At 42.7% G+C, this 15,156-nt stretch carries 17 protein-coding genes and 1 other RNA gene; 8 read left to right on the top strand and 10 right to left on the bottom strand.

What is annotated here, in order from left to right; genetic code table 11:
* From PF479_RS13515 to lepB (PF479_RS13480), 8 genes are all read right to left on the bottom strand, one after another.
* The coding region (locus PF479_RS13515) for an S-adenosylmethionine:tRNA ribosyltransferase-isomerase (protein WP_298007487.1) at positions 1-230 on the bottom strand (230 nt) is incomplete at its 3' end.
* Positions 205-1,227, bottom strand: a complete 1,023-nt coding sequence (gene ruvB / locus PF479_RS13510) for a Holliday junction branch migration DNA helicase RuvB (protein ID WP_298007485.1) — start codon at positions 1,225-1,227, stop codon at positions 205-207. The genes PF479_RS13515 and ruvB, both read right to left, overlap by 26 nt.
* A gap of 11 nt (positions 1,228-1,238) precedes the next feature.
* The gene (ruvA, locus tag PF479_RS13505; RefSeq protein WP_298007483.1) at positions 1,239-1,841 is read right to left on the bottom strand and encodes a Holliday junction branch migration protein RuvA; all 603 of its coding nucleotides are present in this window, start codon (positions 1,839-1,841) and stop codon (positions 1,239-1,241) included.
* Complete coding sequence (ruvC, locus tag PF479_RS13500; protein WP_298007481.1) at positions 1,838-2,317, bottom strand: crossover junction endodeoxyribonuclease RuvC; 480 nt, start codon at positions 2,315-2,317, stop codon at positions 1,838-1,840. The genes ruvA and ruvC overlap by 4 nt, the downstream gene beginning before the upstream one ends.
* A complete protein-coding gene (locus tag PF479_RS13495) occupies positions 2,314-3,057 on the bottom strand; it encodes a YebC/PmpR family DNA-binding transcriptional regulator (protein ID WP_298007479.1) in 744 nt (247 codons plus the stop codon). The genes ruvC and PF479_RS13495 overlap by 4 nt, the downstream gene beginning before the upstream one ends.
* Before the next feature lie 90 nt (positions 3,058-3,147).
* Positions 3,148-4,332, bottom strand: coding sequence for a radical SAM family heme chaperone HemW (gene hemW, locus PF479_RS13490; protein WP_298007477.1), 1,185 nt, complete (start codon positions 4,330-4,332; stop codon positions 3,148-3,150).
* A complete protein-coding gene (gene lepB, locus PF479_RS13485) occupies positions 4,329-5,072 on the bottom strand; it encodes a signal peptidase I (RefSeq protein ID WP_298007475.1) in 744 nt (247 codons plus the stop codon). Before lepB (PF479_RS13485) ends, hemW begins: the two co-directional genes overlap by 4 nt.
* Positions 5,072-6,052 (bottom strand): signal peptidase I, encoded by a 981-nt coding sequence (gene lepB / locus PF479_RS13480; RefSeq protein WP_298007473.1) that lies wholly within the window; start codon positions 6,050-6,052, stop codon positions 5,072-5,074. The genes lepB (PF479_RS13485) and lepB (PF479_RS13480) overlap by 1 nt, the downstream gene beginning before the upstream one ends.
* Positions 6,053-6,140: 88 nt before the next feature.
* On the opposite strand from lepB (PF479_RS13480), the gene PF479_RS13475 reads away from it, so the two are divergent.
* The 6 genes from PF479_RS13475 to PF479_RS13450 all read left to right on the top strand — a co-directional run bounded on the left by PF479_RS13475 (position 6,141) and on the right by PF479_RS13450 (position 11,086).
* Positions 6,141-7,667, top strand: coding sequence for an SUMF1/EgtB/PvdO family nonheme iron enzyme (locus PF479_RS13475; protein ID WP_298007472.1), 1,527 nt, complete (start codon positions 6,141-6,143; stop codon positions 7,665-7,667).
* A 6-nt stretch (positions 7,668-7,673) separates the two neighbouring features.
* Positions 7,674-8,141, top strand: a complete 468-nt coding sequence (gene smpB, locus PF479_RS13470) for an SsrA-binding protein SmpB (protein WP_298007470.1) — start codon at positions 7,674-7,676, stop codon at positions 8,139-8,141.
* 83 nt (positions 8,142-8,224) lie between these two features.
* Positions 8,225-8,607, top strand: a transfer-messenger RNA (tmRNA) gene (gene ssrA / locus PF479_RS13465).
* Between the two features lie 423 nt (positions 8,608-9,030).
* Positions 9,031-10,152: a hypothetical protein gene (locus tag PF479_RS13460; protein WP_298007468.1), complete on the top strand. Its 1,122-nt coding sequence runs from the start codon at positions 9,031-9,033 to the stop codon at positions 10,150-10,152.
* Between the two features lie 323 nt (positions 10,153-10,475).
* Positions 10,476-10,679, top strand: coding sequence for a type II toxin-antitoxin system VapB family antitoxin (locus PF479_RS13455; protein ID WP_298007467.1), 204 nt, complete (start codon positions 10,476-10,478; stop codon positions 10,677-10,679).
* Positions 10,676-11,086, top strand: coding sequence for a PIN domain nuclease (locus tag PF479_RS13450; RefSeq protein WP_298007465.1), 411 nt, complete (start codon positions 10,676-10,678; stop codon positions 11,084-11,086). Before PF479_RS13455 ends, PF479_RS13450 begins: the two co-directional genes overlap by 4 nt.
* A gap of 444 nt (positions 11,087-11,530) precedes the next feature.
* Here PF479_RS13450 and PF479_RS13445 read toward each other — a convergent pair whose 3' ends face one another.
* Entirely contained in the window at positions 11,531-12,124 is a 594-nt protein-coding gene (locus PF479_RS13445; protein ID WP_298007464.1) for a hypothetical protein, read from the bottom strand.
* A gap of 488 nt (positions 12,125-12,612) precedes the next feature.
* On the opposite strand from PF479_RS13445, the gene PF479_RS13440 reads away from it, so the two are divergent.
* Entirely contained in the window at positions 12,613-13,215 is a 603-nt protein-coding gene (locus PF479_RS13440) for a type IV toxin-antitoxin system AbiEi family antitoxin domain-containing protein (protein ID WP_298007463.1), read from the top strand.
* Positions 13,212-14,060, top strand: coding sequence for a nucleotidyl transferase AbiEii/AbiGii toxin family protein (locus PF479_RS13435; protein WP_367277243.1), 849 nt, complete (start codon positions 13,212-13,214; stop codon positions 14,058-14,060). Before PF479_RS13440 ends, PF479_RS13435 begins: the two co-directional genes overlap by 4 nt.
* A gap of 337 nt (positions 14,061-14,397) precedes the next feature.
* Here PF479_RS13435 and PF479_RS13430 read toward each other — a convergent pair whose 3' ends face one another.
* On the bottom strand, positions 14,398-15,147 hold the full coding sequence (locus PF479_RS13430) for an aldo/keto reductase (RefSeq protein ID WP_367277244.1): 750 nt from the start codon (positions 15,145-15,147) through the stop codon (positions 14,398-14,400).
* Between the last annotated feature and the right edge of the window lie 9 nt (positions 15,148-15,156).

Below are 15,156 nucleotides of genomic sequence, written 5' to 3'. Positions count from 1 at the left end.
TTTCCGCCAAATTCAGATTGTGCAAAGACACGGGCTTTTCTGACTCTCGAATTGTTAAAGACCACCAGGGTTCCTTTTTCAATCAGGTCGGGAAAATCCTGCATATTCATGTGTTTGAGCGCCCCGGTCCGGCGGTTCATAACCATCAGCCTGGCGGTGCCTCTTGTCTCCGGGGGATGCTGTGCCACCTGTGCGGGGGGTAAGTTAAAAGAGAAGTCCTTGATTTTCATTATCCCATTCCAATCCTAAATGTTTGTATGCCAGAGGAGTCGCCACCCGTCCTCTGGGCGTTCTTTTGAGGAAACCCTGTTGAATCATGTAGGGTTCATAAAAATCCTCGAGTGAGTCTATGCTCTCTCCCACCGAGATAGCCAGAGTTTCCGCTCCCACAGGGCCACCTCCATATTTTGTGATGAGAGTTCTCAGAATTTCCCTGTCCAGCCTCTCCAGGCCTTTTTCATCCACTTGAAGACGTTTCAGACCCGAATGTACTATATCTGTGGTAATGATCCCCTCGCCCTCTACCTGGGCAAAATCACGCATCCTTCGCAGAAGCCTGTTGGCCACACGGGGAGTCCCTCTACTGGAACCGGCCAACAGATGAGCCGCATCAGAGGTGATGGTGATATTGAGAATTGTAGCGCTCCGGGTCAGGATTTGCTGCAGCTCCGTTAAATTGTAAAAGTTCATCCTCACATTGATTCCAAAACGGGAATACAAAGGACTAGAGACACGCCCGGGTTTTGTTGTGGCTCCCACCATGGTGAAGGGAGGTACGGGGATACGAATGGTTCTGGCAGAAGGACCCTGCCCGATGATCCAATCTAATTCAAAATCTTCCATGGCAATATAGAGCATCTCTTCAATGATGGGCTTCAGGCGGTGAATCTCATCAATAAAAAAAACGGTTCGTTCTGTAATTGTTGTGAGAAGCCCTGCCAGATCCTTGGGTTTATCCAGAGCCGGAGCCGAAGTAACCTTGGCATCAACACCAAGTTCATTGGCCATGATGCCTGCCAGAGTTGTTTTCCCGAGTCCCGGAGGGCCTGAAAGAAAAACATGATCCAAAGGCTCTTCCCTTTGTTTGGCTGCCTCAATGAAGATTCGGAGGTTGCTTTTTATATCTTCCTGCCCCAGGAACTCACTCAGGAGGCGGGGGCGTATCGGATTTTCCGACGGTTCTTCACCATGATAGGAAAGGCCTGATAAAATGCTGTCATCTGACATATATTTTCACCTTAGGAGCTGAGTTCAACAATGGCTCTTCGCAATATTTCCTGCTCTTTCTTATCAGGACTCAGGACTGAAATGTCCTCATCCTTCATAAGCGTCTTGACCAGTGAAAGAACCTTTCTCTTATCAAAACCCATTGCCGTGAGAGATTCAACCCACTCTGACTCGGGGCCACTGTTCCCACTTCCTGAACCGTATGAATCATCCCAACTGAGCTTGCCTCTGAGTTGAAGAAGAATTTTCTGAGCTGTTTTCTTTCCCAGCCCCGGCAAAGAGGACAGACCATCAAGATTCTCTTCTTCAAGATAGAGAATCAATTGATCCGGACGGACAGCAGATAATATCTTAATGGCACCCTTGGGGCCGACACCGCTGACAGAGATTAAATCCAGAAATAGAAACCGTTCTTTAGGGGAGAAAAATCCATAAAGGGCCATCTGATCTTCTTTATGATAGAGCCAGGTAAAGACTCTGGCTTGATTACCTATGGCCGGCAGGGATGATATGGTGGTGCCCGAGGCTATGAGATTCCATTCCATCCCCTGATTTTCAAGGCAGATCCAGGAATCACCTTTTTCTGTGATGACACCTTTGATGCTGTTTATCAAGTCAATCCTCCTGTATGGGCGTGGCATAAGGCTGCCGCCAGAGCATCGGCGGCATGATCAGGCCTGGGGATCTCTTTCAGCTTCAGAATGAGGGCTACCATGGACTGAACCTGATTTTTTTCGGCCCTGCCGTTTCCAACAACCGCTTGTTTAATCTGTAGGGGAGTATAATCTATTACTGTCAGATTATGTTTTGCCATACAGAGAATAAGGACTCCCCGAGCTTCCGCCACGGGCATGGCCGAGCTGACATTCTTTGCAAAATACAAAGTCTCGATCCCTGCTGTGCCGGGTTTGTACTCTTCAATGACCTTGCTTAATTCGTCGTAAAGACAAAGAAGCCGGTCTGCTATGGATGCTTTTGAATCAGTCTTGATCACACCATGAGCTAAATACCGGCTTCTCATCCCATCATGAGTGATGAGTCCCCAGCCTGCATGTGCCAAACCGGGATCAATCCCCAGAATGGGAATCATTCTTCCATTTCAAAGTCTGCAGGAATATCCAGATTGCTGGCAACATTCTGTACGTCATCATTGTCTTCAAGACGGTCAATAAGGCGAAGTACCTTACCCGTATGTTCGTGATCCAGTGTGACATTGGTATCAGAAACCATGGTAATCTCCGCACTGATCTGATTAAACCCGGCATCCTGCAGAGCTGTCAGTACAGCTTCAAAATCGGCCGTATCTGTCAGAACTTCGATGGCACCGTCATCATTCGTCACATCTTCTGCTCCGGCTTCCAGAGCGGCTTCGAAAAGAGCTTCAAAATCGACATCTTCACCATCATAGGCAATGACACCTTTTCGAGCGAATTGATAGGAAACGGCTCCTGTTGTCGCCAGTGATCCTCCCCCTTTGTTCAGTATAGACCGGACATCTGCGGCGGTTCTGTTCTTATTGTCTGTCAGGGCTGAAATAAGAAGACCGACTCCTCCAGGTGCATACGCTTCATACTGAAGTTCGACATAGTCAACACCATCCATACCACCAATACCCTTCTTGATCGCTTTGTCGATGTTATCTTTAGGCATGTTGGCTGCTTTTGCTTTAAGAACGACGGTTCTGAGGCCTGCGTTTGTTTCAATATCTCCGCCTCCCATACGAGCCGATACATTGATTTCCTTGATGATTTTTGTAAAAAGTTTTCCTCTTTTTGCATCAAGAGCCCCTTTTTTATGCTTTATTGAAGCCCATTTGCTATGTCCTGACATTATATCTCCTTAAAACCAAATGATTAATATTACTTGTTACACCATCAAAAACTACCACAATGAAAATTAGACTGTCAAGAATCAGAAGGCCTATTCAGAAGGCCATCGGAGACTCAACGGACTCTTTTGTTCATCCAATTCTTCAAAAATAGATATTAATATTGAATTGAGCAGGTTCATCCCTCTGCTGCTGGGACGGATGGAAAAACAGTCCTGAATCAGACATTCTCTTTCTATCCAGCGCTTCAATGAGCAGGGAAAAAGCTCGGAGGCCGTCTTTCCAAAAATACCCTCAAAAGTCTGCAAATGGATACCTTCTGAGAGTCGGAGCCCCATGAGGAGATAATCCTTTAAAAAATCAATGGATGTTATGGATTCACAATCTTCATACTCAAATTTGCCCCGGGAATAGTTCAGTGCATCGGCTCTTGTTCTGAAGCGGCGGATCAGTCCTGATGAATCTTTAAGCATGGAAACAGCAGAGGGACCGCAACCCAGATAAGGGTCCAGTTTCCAGTAACTGCTGTTGTGAAGACTCTTTTTTCCCTCCCGGCAGAAATTGGAAATTTCATATCGCTCATATCCTGCATTCTCAAGGAATAAACATCCTGATTCCCAGGATAGATCATTGTCTTCGACCAAAGATCCGTTCCTATCTTCCCAAGAATCTTCCAGAACTGTTCCGTTTTCCAGGATAAGACTGTACCAGGAAATATGATCCGGCTTCCAGCTCAGAGCTTCCTCCAGATCCTTAAGCTGATCCTCGCCTCTCATTCCGGGGAGACCCTGAATCAAATCAATGTTCAATTCAAAGCAGGAAGCCTCTTTGAGCAGTGTCAGTGCCTTCAATATCAATTCCCGGCTGCTTAGCCGCCCGGCTTTTTTCAGGAACACATCCTGAAAGCTCTGAACACCCAGGCTGATCCTTGTAATACCCATGTCTTTCCAGGCCTTCATTTTCTCAACGGTCACATTGGAGGGATTGCATTCGAGGGTTATTTCCGAGGGCAGAAAACTCTTGTTGATTTTTTGAACAGAAAGAAGAAGCCCGGAGAGAGACTCACTGCCTATTAATCCGGGAGTACCGCCACCCAGATAAACTGTTTTAAATAAGTCCAGATTGAATTGCTTTTTTAATAGTTCAATTTGGCGGGGAATCTGTTCCAGGAGATCCAACTCTATGGATGAATCACAGATTGAATAAAAATCACAATAGTCGCATTTTCTCTTGCAGAAAGGAATATGAATGTATAAGGAAGCCGGGTAGGCTTTCACAGAAATGAGAAACCGGAAAAAGGCCAATACCTGAAAAAGACTTTACCGATAATCCGTTCTTTAGGGAGGGGTCCCCAAATGGAGGAATCACTCCCTACCCCCCTGTTGTCACCGAGTACAAAAAATTCCTTTTCACCCAGCTTATATTCCTGGGTACTGCCATCCAGGGGGTATCCTGATTCCCAGTCATCGGGATTTTGATTGATATTAACCCTGTATATCCCCTTGAGCAGCTGATCTTCAGAAACAAAATTCTTTTCTCCCGCGACTTTCAGACTCGCCCTATGTCCAGTCACCCTGATGGTATCCCCAGGTATGGCAACGACCCTTTTAATCAAATAACTTGTTTCCCAGCTGTATCTGGAGTAGGAGCTAAATTGAATCTTCTGGAAAGTAAAAAATCGGATAACAGGATTGATTTTGTCTATTATCATCTGATTCTCACGAAAATAAGGAGGTGAAATGATGACAAGATCTCCACGGGATAATTCGGATTCATCCCCTTGAATGAACCTGCTTTGTCTATCCACAAGCATACGGGAATAAAGGATTCTGTCTCCTGGAGAAAGAAGAGGCTTCATTGAAGTGGAAACCACCTTAAGGGGTGTCGACACAAAATTGCTGAAAAACAGATAGAGAGTAAAGAAAAGCAGCAGGGAGATAATCCTTCTAACCCGTCTGGAGGCAATGGCCTTTCGATCTTTATAAGATATGGCCTTTCGTGAAGAGCTGGAGTACACTAACGGATTATCCCGGCTCTTGCCACCGGCCAGTATTTGAACATGGCTCTTCCCAGAATTTTATTTTTGGGAATCGCTCCAAAATACCTGCCGTCATTTGAATTATCTCTGTTATCTCCCATGGGAAGAACCCATCCGATGGGAACATAAGATCCTGTGACGGCTGATTTCCGCCAACGAACCGATGCGGAAGTATTATAGGGCTGAATTTCAAATTTCTTTTTTTGCCGCCAAAGATCCATTTCCAATGGATCCTTATGAAGGACCTGGTCAATCCGGGATGCAGTATTACGAAGATCTGCCGGAATGGAAAGGCCCTCTTCCTGAAGGGTATAGGCCTCTCCGTAGGCCTTAAAGATAGGATATTCTCCGGGATCAATGGTTCTCTTATTTCCATAAGAGAGTCCGGAAACTTTTTTGAAATCGACCTCATTTAGAAAATCAGTTTCACCTCTGGCTTTAATCTGTAAATTCCCCTGATACTGTCTGAAAATATCTCCATCCTGAGAAATCTGCCGTTTAATCAGAAAATGCGCCTTGGGATTCCCGTTTTCATCCTTATCGATGTCCACCATGGACAGGGTGAGCATATAAATAACTCTCTGCATGATATCAAATACCGGTCCTTGGGACAGATACACGGGATTTTCAAATATGATGACTTCTCCCCTCTGGGGAATCTTAAAACCAGGGACTTTGGCCATTCCAGGGAGTAATTCCGGACCATAGAGCAACTTATTTACGAAGATGCGGTCTTTAATCAGAAGAGTATCTTTCATGGAACCAGAAGGGATCTGATAGGCCTGAAACAGATACTGATTAATCAGAAGTACTACCATGGCTGCCCAGAGAAAGGCTTCCAACCAATCCACAACAGGGTTTTTGGCCTGCTGTTTCTTCTTTTTTTTCAAGTTTTTAATTTTTCTATTTGTTAGGATTTTTTCGGAGAATCCTACAAGTTTCAATGATATCGAATCCATTAGTTTTCCTTAGGAGGAAGTTTACAGAGAAAATTACCACATATGCCTCTGCGTTGACAAGTCTATATAGTATTCCTATAATCCTGCTATGAAGAGAATTGAGCTGTCAGAAGATGAACTGAATGAACAGAAAGTAACCCTAAAACCAATATTCGGAATTCAGCCGGAATGCTATATTAAATATGTCTATGTTTTCCTTCTGTTATTCGTCGTTTTTCTTGTTTTTATTCTGCCCGGACTCCTTAAAAACGGAACTTATTACCGCTTTTCATCCTCTCCCCAGGGAGCTTCAGTTTATGCAGATGATATTAGATTAGGAGCAACCCCAGGGCTTTACTTTGTCCCCCGGGGAGAGAGAGAAATAACCCTTAAAACTCCCTACCATGAAACGTTCACTAAAGTTGTGAAGGTGAAAGGACAGGTTTTTGGTTCCCTCTTCATAAAAAGAAAAAAGGATTTCACCTCTCCCCTCAACTTTAATCTGACGAGAGAATCCTTAAACAGGGAACATTTAAACAGTGCATCCTGGTTTCAGACTGACGAAGGTTATTCATCCCAGCCCCTTCCTCCCTTGATGACGGGACTCATGGCGGCATACTACAGAAGTGCACAAAATACTTCAGAAATCTCAGAAAAAGATCTCCTTGAATATCATATATCTTTATTACGTTCGGCAGCTCAGATTCAGGCTTACAGACAATGGCAGGACAGTGCGGCTCTGTTTGCAACGAAAGGAAAAGTTCTGAATCCTCACAGCTATCTGACTGCCATTCTGACGGGTGTTGATTTTCTGAAAAAGAATCCCGGAAGTTTGGATATTTTCAAACAATATCACACCCTGGATTCGATCGATTTTATGGATCCAAAATTGAAAAGGAACAATGGTCTTGTCATCACAGGGGGGACTCAGTCCTACCAACCTCTTCTTTCAGATCCGCTGCAGTTCAGAACTGTGGGCCGATTGAACAGGGATGGGCAGGAATATGATATTTATGCCGCAGACAGAGAGATTACCAAGGGCTGGTATGCACTCTTTCTGGCAGATCATCCTGAATGGACACTCTCGGCTCTTGATGAGCTAATGAAAAATCAGTGGGTTGATGAAAACTACCTTCACGACTGGGACAGTGAAATTGTACCCGGCAGATCAAGAGAACCTCTCCGTTTTGTCTCCCACCCGGCGGCCCAGGCCTTCTGTTCATGGATGGAAGACAAATACTTTGATTCAGCAGGAATGACTGTCAGGCTGCCTGGTGAATGGGAGTGGGAAGAGATCGCCCTGGTCAATAGTCTTAAAAGTAGTGAACGCCCCTCTCAGAAAAACCTAGGCCCCCTGGAAGCCGGCTCATTCAAGCCTGGAAGCCTCAATCTATATGATATGGAAGGAAATCTTTGGGAATGGTGTGAAAACGGGTTTGGCATGAACGATCCTTTTCTCTATAATATCACTGAAACAAGCAGGGACAGTCAGTATTCATTCCCGGATTTTGCGGTACGCGGTGGAAGCTGGGCAAACAATCCCGGTCAGGTGAATATTGATACAAGAGGGTCTCAACCCGGCTCCTGGTGTACAGCCTATGTTGGTTTACGTCCCCTGCTGCTTGTACAAAGGTAAGATACGATGTCAAAGAAAAAGAAAGCCCCATCAAATGTGCTGGGTGAGACTAGAAAGGCCCGGCATAACTACACAATCTCAGAAAGTATGGAATGTGGAATTGTCCTGAAAGGAACAGAAGTTAAGTCAATAAAGATTGGTAAATTTTCCTTCCCTGATTCATTTGTTGAAATCAATAACGGCGAGATTTTTATTAAAAACCTGCAGATTACTCCTTATGACTTTGGTAATATTAATAACCATAGTTCTGATGGTGTAAGGAAATTACTGGCTCATAAAATGGAAATCAATAAGCTTGAACGTAAAATTATTGAAAAAGGTTTTACCCTGATCCCTCTTAAATTTTACCTGAAAAATGGCAGGGTCAAAGTGGATGTTGGAGTCTGTAAGGGTAAAAAGATGTACGATAAGCGTGCCACAATCAAAGAGAAAGATATGAAACGGGATACAGAAAGAATTTTCCGGGTAAAATAGAGAGACCCGGACCTTCCAGACAGGTGTGTCCTTCTTGACTCGCCGGTCATATCTCATTATGATGATTTCACATTACATTCACCGGGGGTGTCAAGGTTTCGACTGTTGGTTACCGTTCGTCGGGCTGCAGGTGGAGCGTTATCTCCTTAAACTGTCAAAATTTTTAAGTGCCAAAAAAGAAGACGTAGTTGTCGTTTCTTTCGACAACTCAGCACTTACACTCGCAGCTTAATATAAGTTAGCGACGGGCACCTTAGGCGCCGTTCTGAGCTTGAGACTGTCCGCCAGAAATCAGGACTTACCTTTTCTTTTGTCCGGGATAGAAGAGGGACATCACTCCGGAAGTAGGATTTTTCAGGGTTGTTTTCTCCTCTCGTAAAGTCCGAATCACCAAGTAGAGACTAAACCTGTAGAGGCCTTGCTTGCGCCCAATAGGACGCGGGTTCGATTCCCGCCACCTCCATTAAAAGAGACTGTTCAGCTTGCTGTACAGTCTATTTTTTTTTGATATAAGCGGGAATCGAACTGAAATGAGCGCGCCGTGAGGCGGAAATGAGGCACGATGCCGAATGCCAGCGAATGAAGAGGCACGAAATGAATCTGCAGGATGCTGATGATTGTAGTGGATTCCCGCCACCTCCACCCTTAGGCCTTACCAGAATAATCACCGATGCCGTAAACCAGCATCGGTAGAATCTATTACAACTTGTTGGACAGTCTCTTTTTTTGATATGAGGCGGGAATCGAACCGAAAAAGACGCGCGAATACCTGGAGCGGAAAAGGGGTAGGTATGCATGCGCTGTTGGGTCTGATTTTAAAGAATCAGGAAATAACCTAAGAAATAACATATACTATAAATAGGATATGAATTTAATAACGGAGGATTTTATGAGAAAGAAAAATATAGTATTTACAGGGCTCATGCTTTTTATATTACCCTTAATGCTTATGGCGCAGGTGACCATTCAAGCACCGACTGTTGTACCAACAGGAAATGATTTTCTAGATAATTTAATTAATGCTGAACTTGTAACAGCCACAAATGGATTAAAGACTGAGATAAATACTCAGATTCTACCCTATATCGGGCAGGATGATCTTGCTCTGGGATTTGCCAATGCGGGAGCAACCTCTACCCATATAGGAACCCAGAGAAACTACAATGATTATAAGATCTTTGCCCTTACCTTTGGAACCGGTTTTGCTTTTTCCGCCCCGTCCAGTGATGTTGCGGTTATAGGAGAGGCCATAAGCGACATCGAAACAGAAGGTGATATCTATTTTGGTGCGGCCACACAGCCCATCACAGCCACCCTGGGCATCAACCTGGATCACTTTGTGGAGAATCTCTATGGAGCCGTTAAATTCGGATATGCCGACCTCCCCGCCGGAACCATCAGCGATGATTTTTCCTTTAGGTCCCTAAGCCTGGGTGCTTTTGTAAACTACCAGTTTCTCGAAGGACGGCAGCTACCTCTGGGATTTCTGCGCTGGCGCGGTCTGTCTTTTGGAAGCGGTGTTCTCTACCAAAGAAACGAATCGGAATTCAAGATAGACTTTCCGGTAGATCCAGTTTCAACAGGAGATATAGTTGTTGATACTAAGACTTATAATACAGAGATCAATATCACCCCGACCCTGACTCTGGGGGCGTCCTCCAATTCCTGGACAATCCCTCTCGAAGCCTCTACAGGAGTCCGCCTTCTATGGTTGATCGATCTGAACGTTGGAGCAGGAGTAGATATGGCCTTTGGAAGCTCCAATGTGGATGTTAATCTGAACAGTCCGATTGTAGCCACCGAAAGTACAAGACAATTGGAGTTTAACGATGGATCTGCGGATATAGACCTTGGCACCAAAGGTGATGGACCACAATTGATCCGCCCCCGGATTACTGCGGGACTTGGACTCAATCTCGGTCCGGTTAAACTTGATATTCCTCTGATGTACTACTTCGACAGCAAAGGAAACAGTGCCATGATAGGAATTAATATCGGAATCGTCTGGTAAAAATTCAGGCCCTTAGGCTTATCGGTAGCTACCGATAGGTAGTTTGTAAAGGCTTTGCTAATAGATTATGCAATACAAAAAGGTAATGCCAGCGAATGAAGATGCATGCCCTTCGGCCTTGTAATTTGAATTACCGGAGCAATGTTTTTTATCCTATCCAGGCAATATTGTTTTATCCTACCATGGCAATAACATTGCCCTGGTGTATTTCCTGTAGAAGGCCTAAGGGTGCCCTGGATGATTAAATATTATAGGCCGAAGGGTATTGTGAGGATTTGACGATAATTGAAAGGTGTATTACAATACACACACTGAGGTGTATAATGAGGACAAATGTTGTATTGGATGACAATTTAGTAGCAGAAGCATTTAAATATTCTGATAACATCAAAACAAAGAAAGACTTGATTGAAATAGCTCTTAGGGAATTTGTAAAGAACAGAAAAATGAAGAACTTACAAGATTTAAAAGGTAAGATCAAATTTGCTGATGGATATGATTATAAAAAAATGAGAGCCGGTGAATGATATTAGTAGATACTTCTGTATTGATTGATTATTTCAAGGGAATTAACAATATATCTGCCAGAGCATTTGATGAAATACTCGAAAATGGAATACCTTATGGTATCAATGAGTTTATTTATCAGGAAATATTACAGGGATCAAGAACAGTAGAAGAATTCCAGAAGTTGAAGGAATACCTTGAAACAATACATTTTTATTCCCTTAAGTATGGAAAAGAATCATTTGAAAAAGCAGCATACTTAAATTTCATATGCAAAAGAGCCGAAGTAACAATAAGAAGTACTATAGATTTATTGATAGCTGAAATTGCAATCGAAAATGAGTTATTTCTACTGCATAATGATAAAGATTTCAATTATATGAGTAAGGTAGTTCCAGAACTCAAAATATATGAACTAAGAAAATAAATAAGCAAAACTGAATCATCCCGGAAATACCGGAGACAGTTATACTTGAGTCCAGCTGTTTCTGCTAGACTATCTTCCTTTTCATAATGCATCAATTCATATTCTCTGGGAGATAAATATCCTAAAGGTTTTATATTACGGCGATAATTAAACCAGTCCACCCCGTGGAGGAGATTTTATACACTCTCTTCACCCTGCCATAATTTGGTGGGGAAATTACTTGTGTATAAATGCCGTTTGTAAAAAAAATTGATGCATTATAATAGCAAAATCACATGGAATGAGAAACAGATTGAGGATCTGTTTAGCGATTTGTTTCTGGACAGTCTGGAGGACCCATCTCATTTTGTACTCTAATGCTGTCATAATATCGGAATGAGTGTCCGGTTAGGACTGGATTCCGCACCAGACATGAAATTAAACGTTTTCAGGAAAGAAAGGGGGTCAATCTCCTGTAATCCTATACAAAACATCCGGATCTTTAACAGTTGCTTCGAAACCGAGACTCATCCAATAACCAGAGAGACGTTTTAAAGCCTGATCATAGGTTTCACCTAATTGTTCTTCCGAATTCTTCTTGAACTGTTGAGGTACGGGCATTATGACAAAAAGACCACATCTTCCAGAAAATCTCTCAATGATTAGCTTTGTTATTTCTGCACCATAACGATTCCCACGAAACTCCTCTTTCAATTCAATCATATGGAAAATAAAAATGTCATTTGGATATAAGTATTCTCCGCCTAAATCTCTAGCAATAATACCATTAGAATCATCAAATATTGATTCAGCATATTTGTTTCTATCTGAATCAATCTGATCCATAACATCTAGTAATTGCACTTTATGATTTATAGCAAGTGTAACATCAAGGATGTCGAACTCAATTTTCCCAATGAGAATCGAATCCTCTACATTCTCAGAGTAAATACTAACCTCTCCATAATACTGTTCAACAAACTGAGTCCAATCCCCTTCTTTGGCAAGATTATCATCAAGTGTGAGATGTATGCTTAATTCCAAGTAATATAAGTCCATTTGCACTCCTATACCTACAAGTTTTCAAAGATTCTTTGAATTGCTTATCCTTTCCGAAGCATTAAATAGAGAAAAATAACTCTTCTATCCCAATTGTCACCATCGTTTGAAACTCAAACAGAGGTTTTAATATAACACAGCATTATCGCCACTTTCATTTTCAAGCTTCAAGTCCGTGTAGGCCCACCTAAGACACTCGTTTTGAGAGCTTTTATTTTGGTTAATCCCTTTCGGAGGATTGGATTAATCCGTTTGGAGTGAAACAGTTGTCCATCTTTGTAAACACCAGACGTATATGAATCTAGAACTGTGGTTTTATTTGATATCCTGATTGAAAAGAGTAAGTCCAATCCTCCACAAACTGCGTAAAGTATGGTTGATTTCATTGAAACCGATCCGCGAGTTCAGTCAATCTTTTTTTAATCCTTCCATCAGAAAGGACATTATATACTACACTTACATGTGATTGTAGTATATAATGTCATGCCATGATCGACGAAACCCGAAGGCGAATCATACATATCTTTATGGAGCATTCCGGCTATGCCAAAACCCAGGATATACGTTCCAAAGGAATCCACCACAAATATCTCCAACAGCTTGTCCAAGAAGGTTCCATCATCAAGCTTAAACACGGTCTTTACAGCTTGGCTGAAATAGATAACTATGCGGATCTTCATGAAGCGCTGCTTACAGTACCTGATGGAATCATCTGCATGGGAACAGCGCTCTCCTTCTACGAGCTGACAACCTGGAATCCCCCGGAAACGCACATAGCAATCCAACGGGGAAGAAAGGTTGTACTACCGGAATATCCTCCTATCAGGCTGTATCATATTTCAGCGAATATTCTGACTCTTGGACGCACAGAAGTCAAAATGGAAACTGGCGAAAAGATAGCCATGTATGACAGGGAAAGAGTCGTCTGCGATGCTGTACGATTTAGATACAAGATCGGGATCGATATTATGAAGGAAGTCCTTAAGGAATATATGATATGCAAGCATAGGAATCTCAACACTCTATACAGCTATGCGCGTAAGCTTCGAATCGAAACTGTTCTCAATCAATACCTGGATGTACTACTATGAAAAACCTTGCAGCATCCATCCAAACGCGGCTACATAATCTTTCCCGAGAAGAAAAGAGAGACTTTGTGTTGATATCACGTCTATATATGCAGGAAGGTATACTCCGAAGGATTGGGCATTCGAAGTATGCGGAATCTTTTTGTCTCAAAGGAGGGCTGCTTCTCTACACACTCTCCGGTTTTAAAAGCCGCCCCACTTTGGACATTGACTTACTCGGCTTGAATATTCCAAGTGATGCAGTTTCAATACAAATCATCCTATCGAAGATCCTTTCGATCCCCATTGAAGACGGACTATCCTTTGATACACAGTCGATGAGTCTTCAGGAAATCACTGAAGGAGCAGATTACCATGGACAGAGGGTAAAAGTACTCTGCCGACTTGGTTCTATCCGTACGAACCTGAAACTTGATATTGGTTTTGGTGACATTGTGTTCCCTGGACCGGTTCAAATGGAATACCCCCTACTGCTTGACTCGGAATCATTCAGAATATCTGCTTACTCATTGGAATCGGTTATAGCTGAAAAGTTTGAAGCAATGATCATACTCGATATCCGAAACAGCAGGATGAAAGACTTTTATGATATATACGATATCCTGATAAATAATATGATAGATATAGATTCATTGAAGGAAGCCATCAGGCTAACCTTTGAAAGAAGACAAACCATTCTTCCCCTGAAACCAGCAATATTCCAAAATAGATTCAGTTCAGATCCTCGGAACCTACAGTTGTGGAAGGCTTTTCTAAACCGGATCAAAATCAACCAGATCGATTTCTCTTTAATTATGGAGAAATTACAAGAATACCTTTATCCGGTATACAAAGAAATAAGGGGATAAGAATCCTCTAATAAGCAGGAAAACCTCCCCCATTCCCATTTATCCTATCTATCTTTTATTTTCCCCTATCTACTTATTTACTAAATATTTATCTGATCCTTATAATGCCAAATAGAATCCCGTTGCGGGTACGATTCCCGTCCCACCACCCTGAGGCCTTACCAAAATAACCACCAATGCTGTAAATCAGCATTGGTAGAATCTATTACAGCTTGCTGGACAGTCTCTTTTTTTTTGATAGAGCGGGAATCGAACTGGAATGACGGCCAATTTAATAATTCCAGAAATCGCCCTGATGTGGCCCAGCAATAAAAGCTATGAAAAAATTTGGAATTAATTAAAATTGACTGGACTGCGCCCAGAGGTTAACTCCTCCATCAACAGCATATGAATCTATTGCCTTCAATTCTTCGTCTGTAAAATCAATATTTTCAAAGGCCTTTATGTTCTCAATTATCTGTTCAGGCTTACTGGCACCGATCAGTACAGTTGTGATTGCCGGTTGCCGAGCAATCCACGCGAGAGCCATTTGTGCAAGACTCTGACCGCGGTTTTCTGCTAGTTTATTGAGCTTTTTTATATGTTCCAGATTGGATTCGCTTAAAAACTTATCCTTATTAAAACTAGCAGCTTTTAATGCTCTTGAATCAGCGGGAATCCCATTCAGATATTTATCTGTTAAAAGCCCCTGTGCCAGAGGTGTAAAAGGTATGCATCCAATCCCTTCAGAAAGAAGAGTATCGAGCAGTTGTTCTTCAACCCAGCGGTTCAACATCGAGTAGGAAGGCTGATGAATAAGAACAGGAACACCCAAATTTTTAAGAATACGTGAAGCCTCCAGAGTTTTTTCCGCAGAATAGGATGAAATACCAGCATAAAGAGCCTTGCCCTGCTTTACTGCTGTAGCCAAAGCACCCATTGTCTCTTCCAGTGGAGTATTGGGATCAAATCGGTGAGAATAGAATATATCCACATAATCAAGGCCCATTCGGGTCAAACTCTGATCTAAACTGGATAGAAGATATTTTCTGGAGCCCCATTCACCATAAGGTCCTGGCCACATTAAATACCCAGCCTTTGTTGAGATGACTAATTC

Origin of the sequence: Oceanispirochaeta sp., from assembly GCF_027859075.1 — a bacterium.
GTDB lineage: Bacteria > Spirochaetota > Spirochaetia > DSM-2461 > DSM-2461 > Oceanispirochaeta.
The sequence above is the reverse complement of the archived record's forward strand: the minus strand, read 5'-3'. Positions and strand labels throughout refer to the sequence as shown.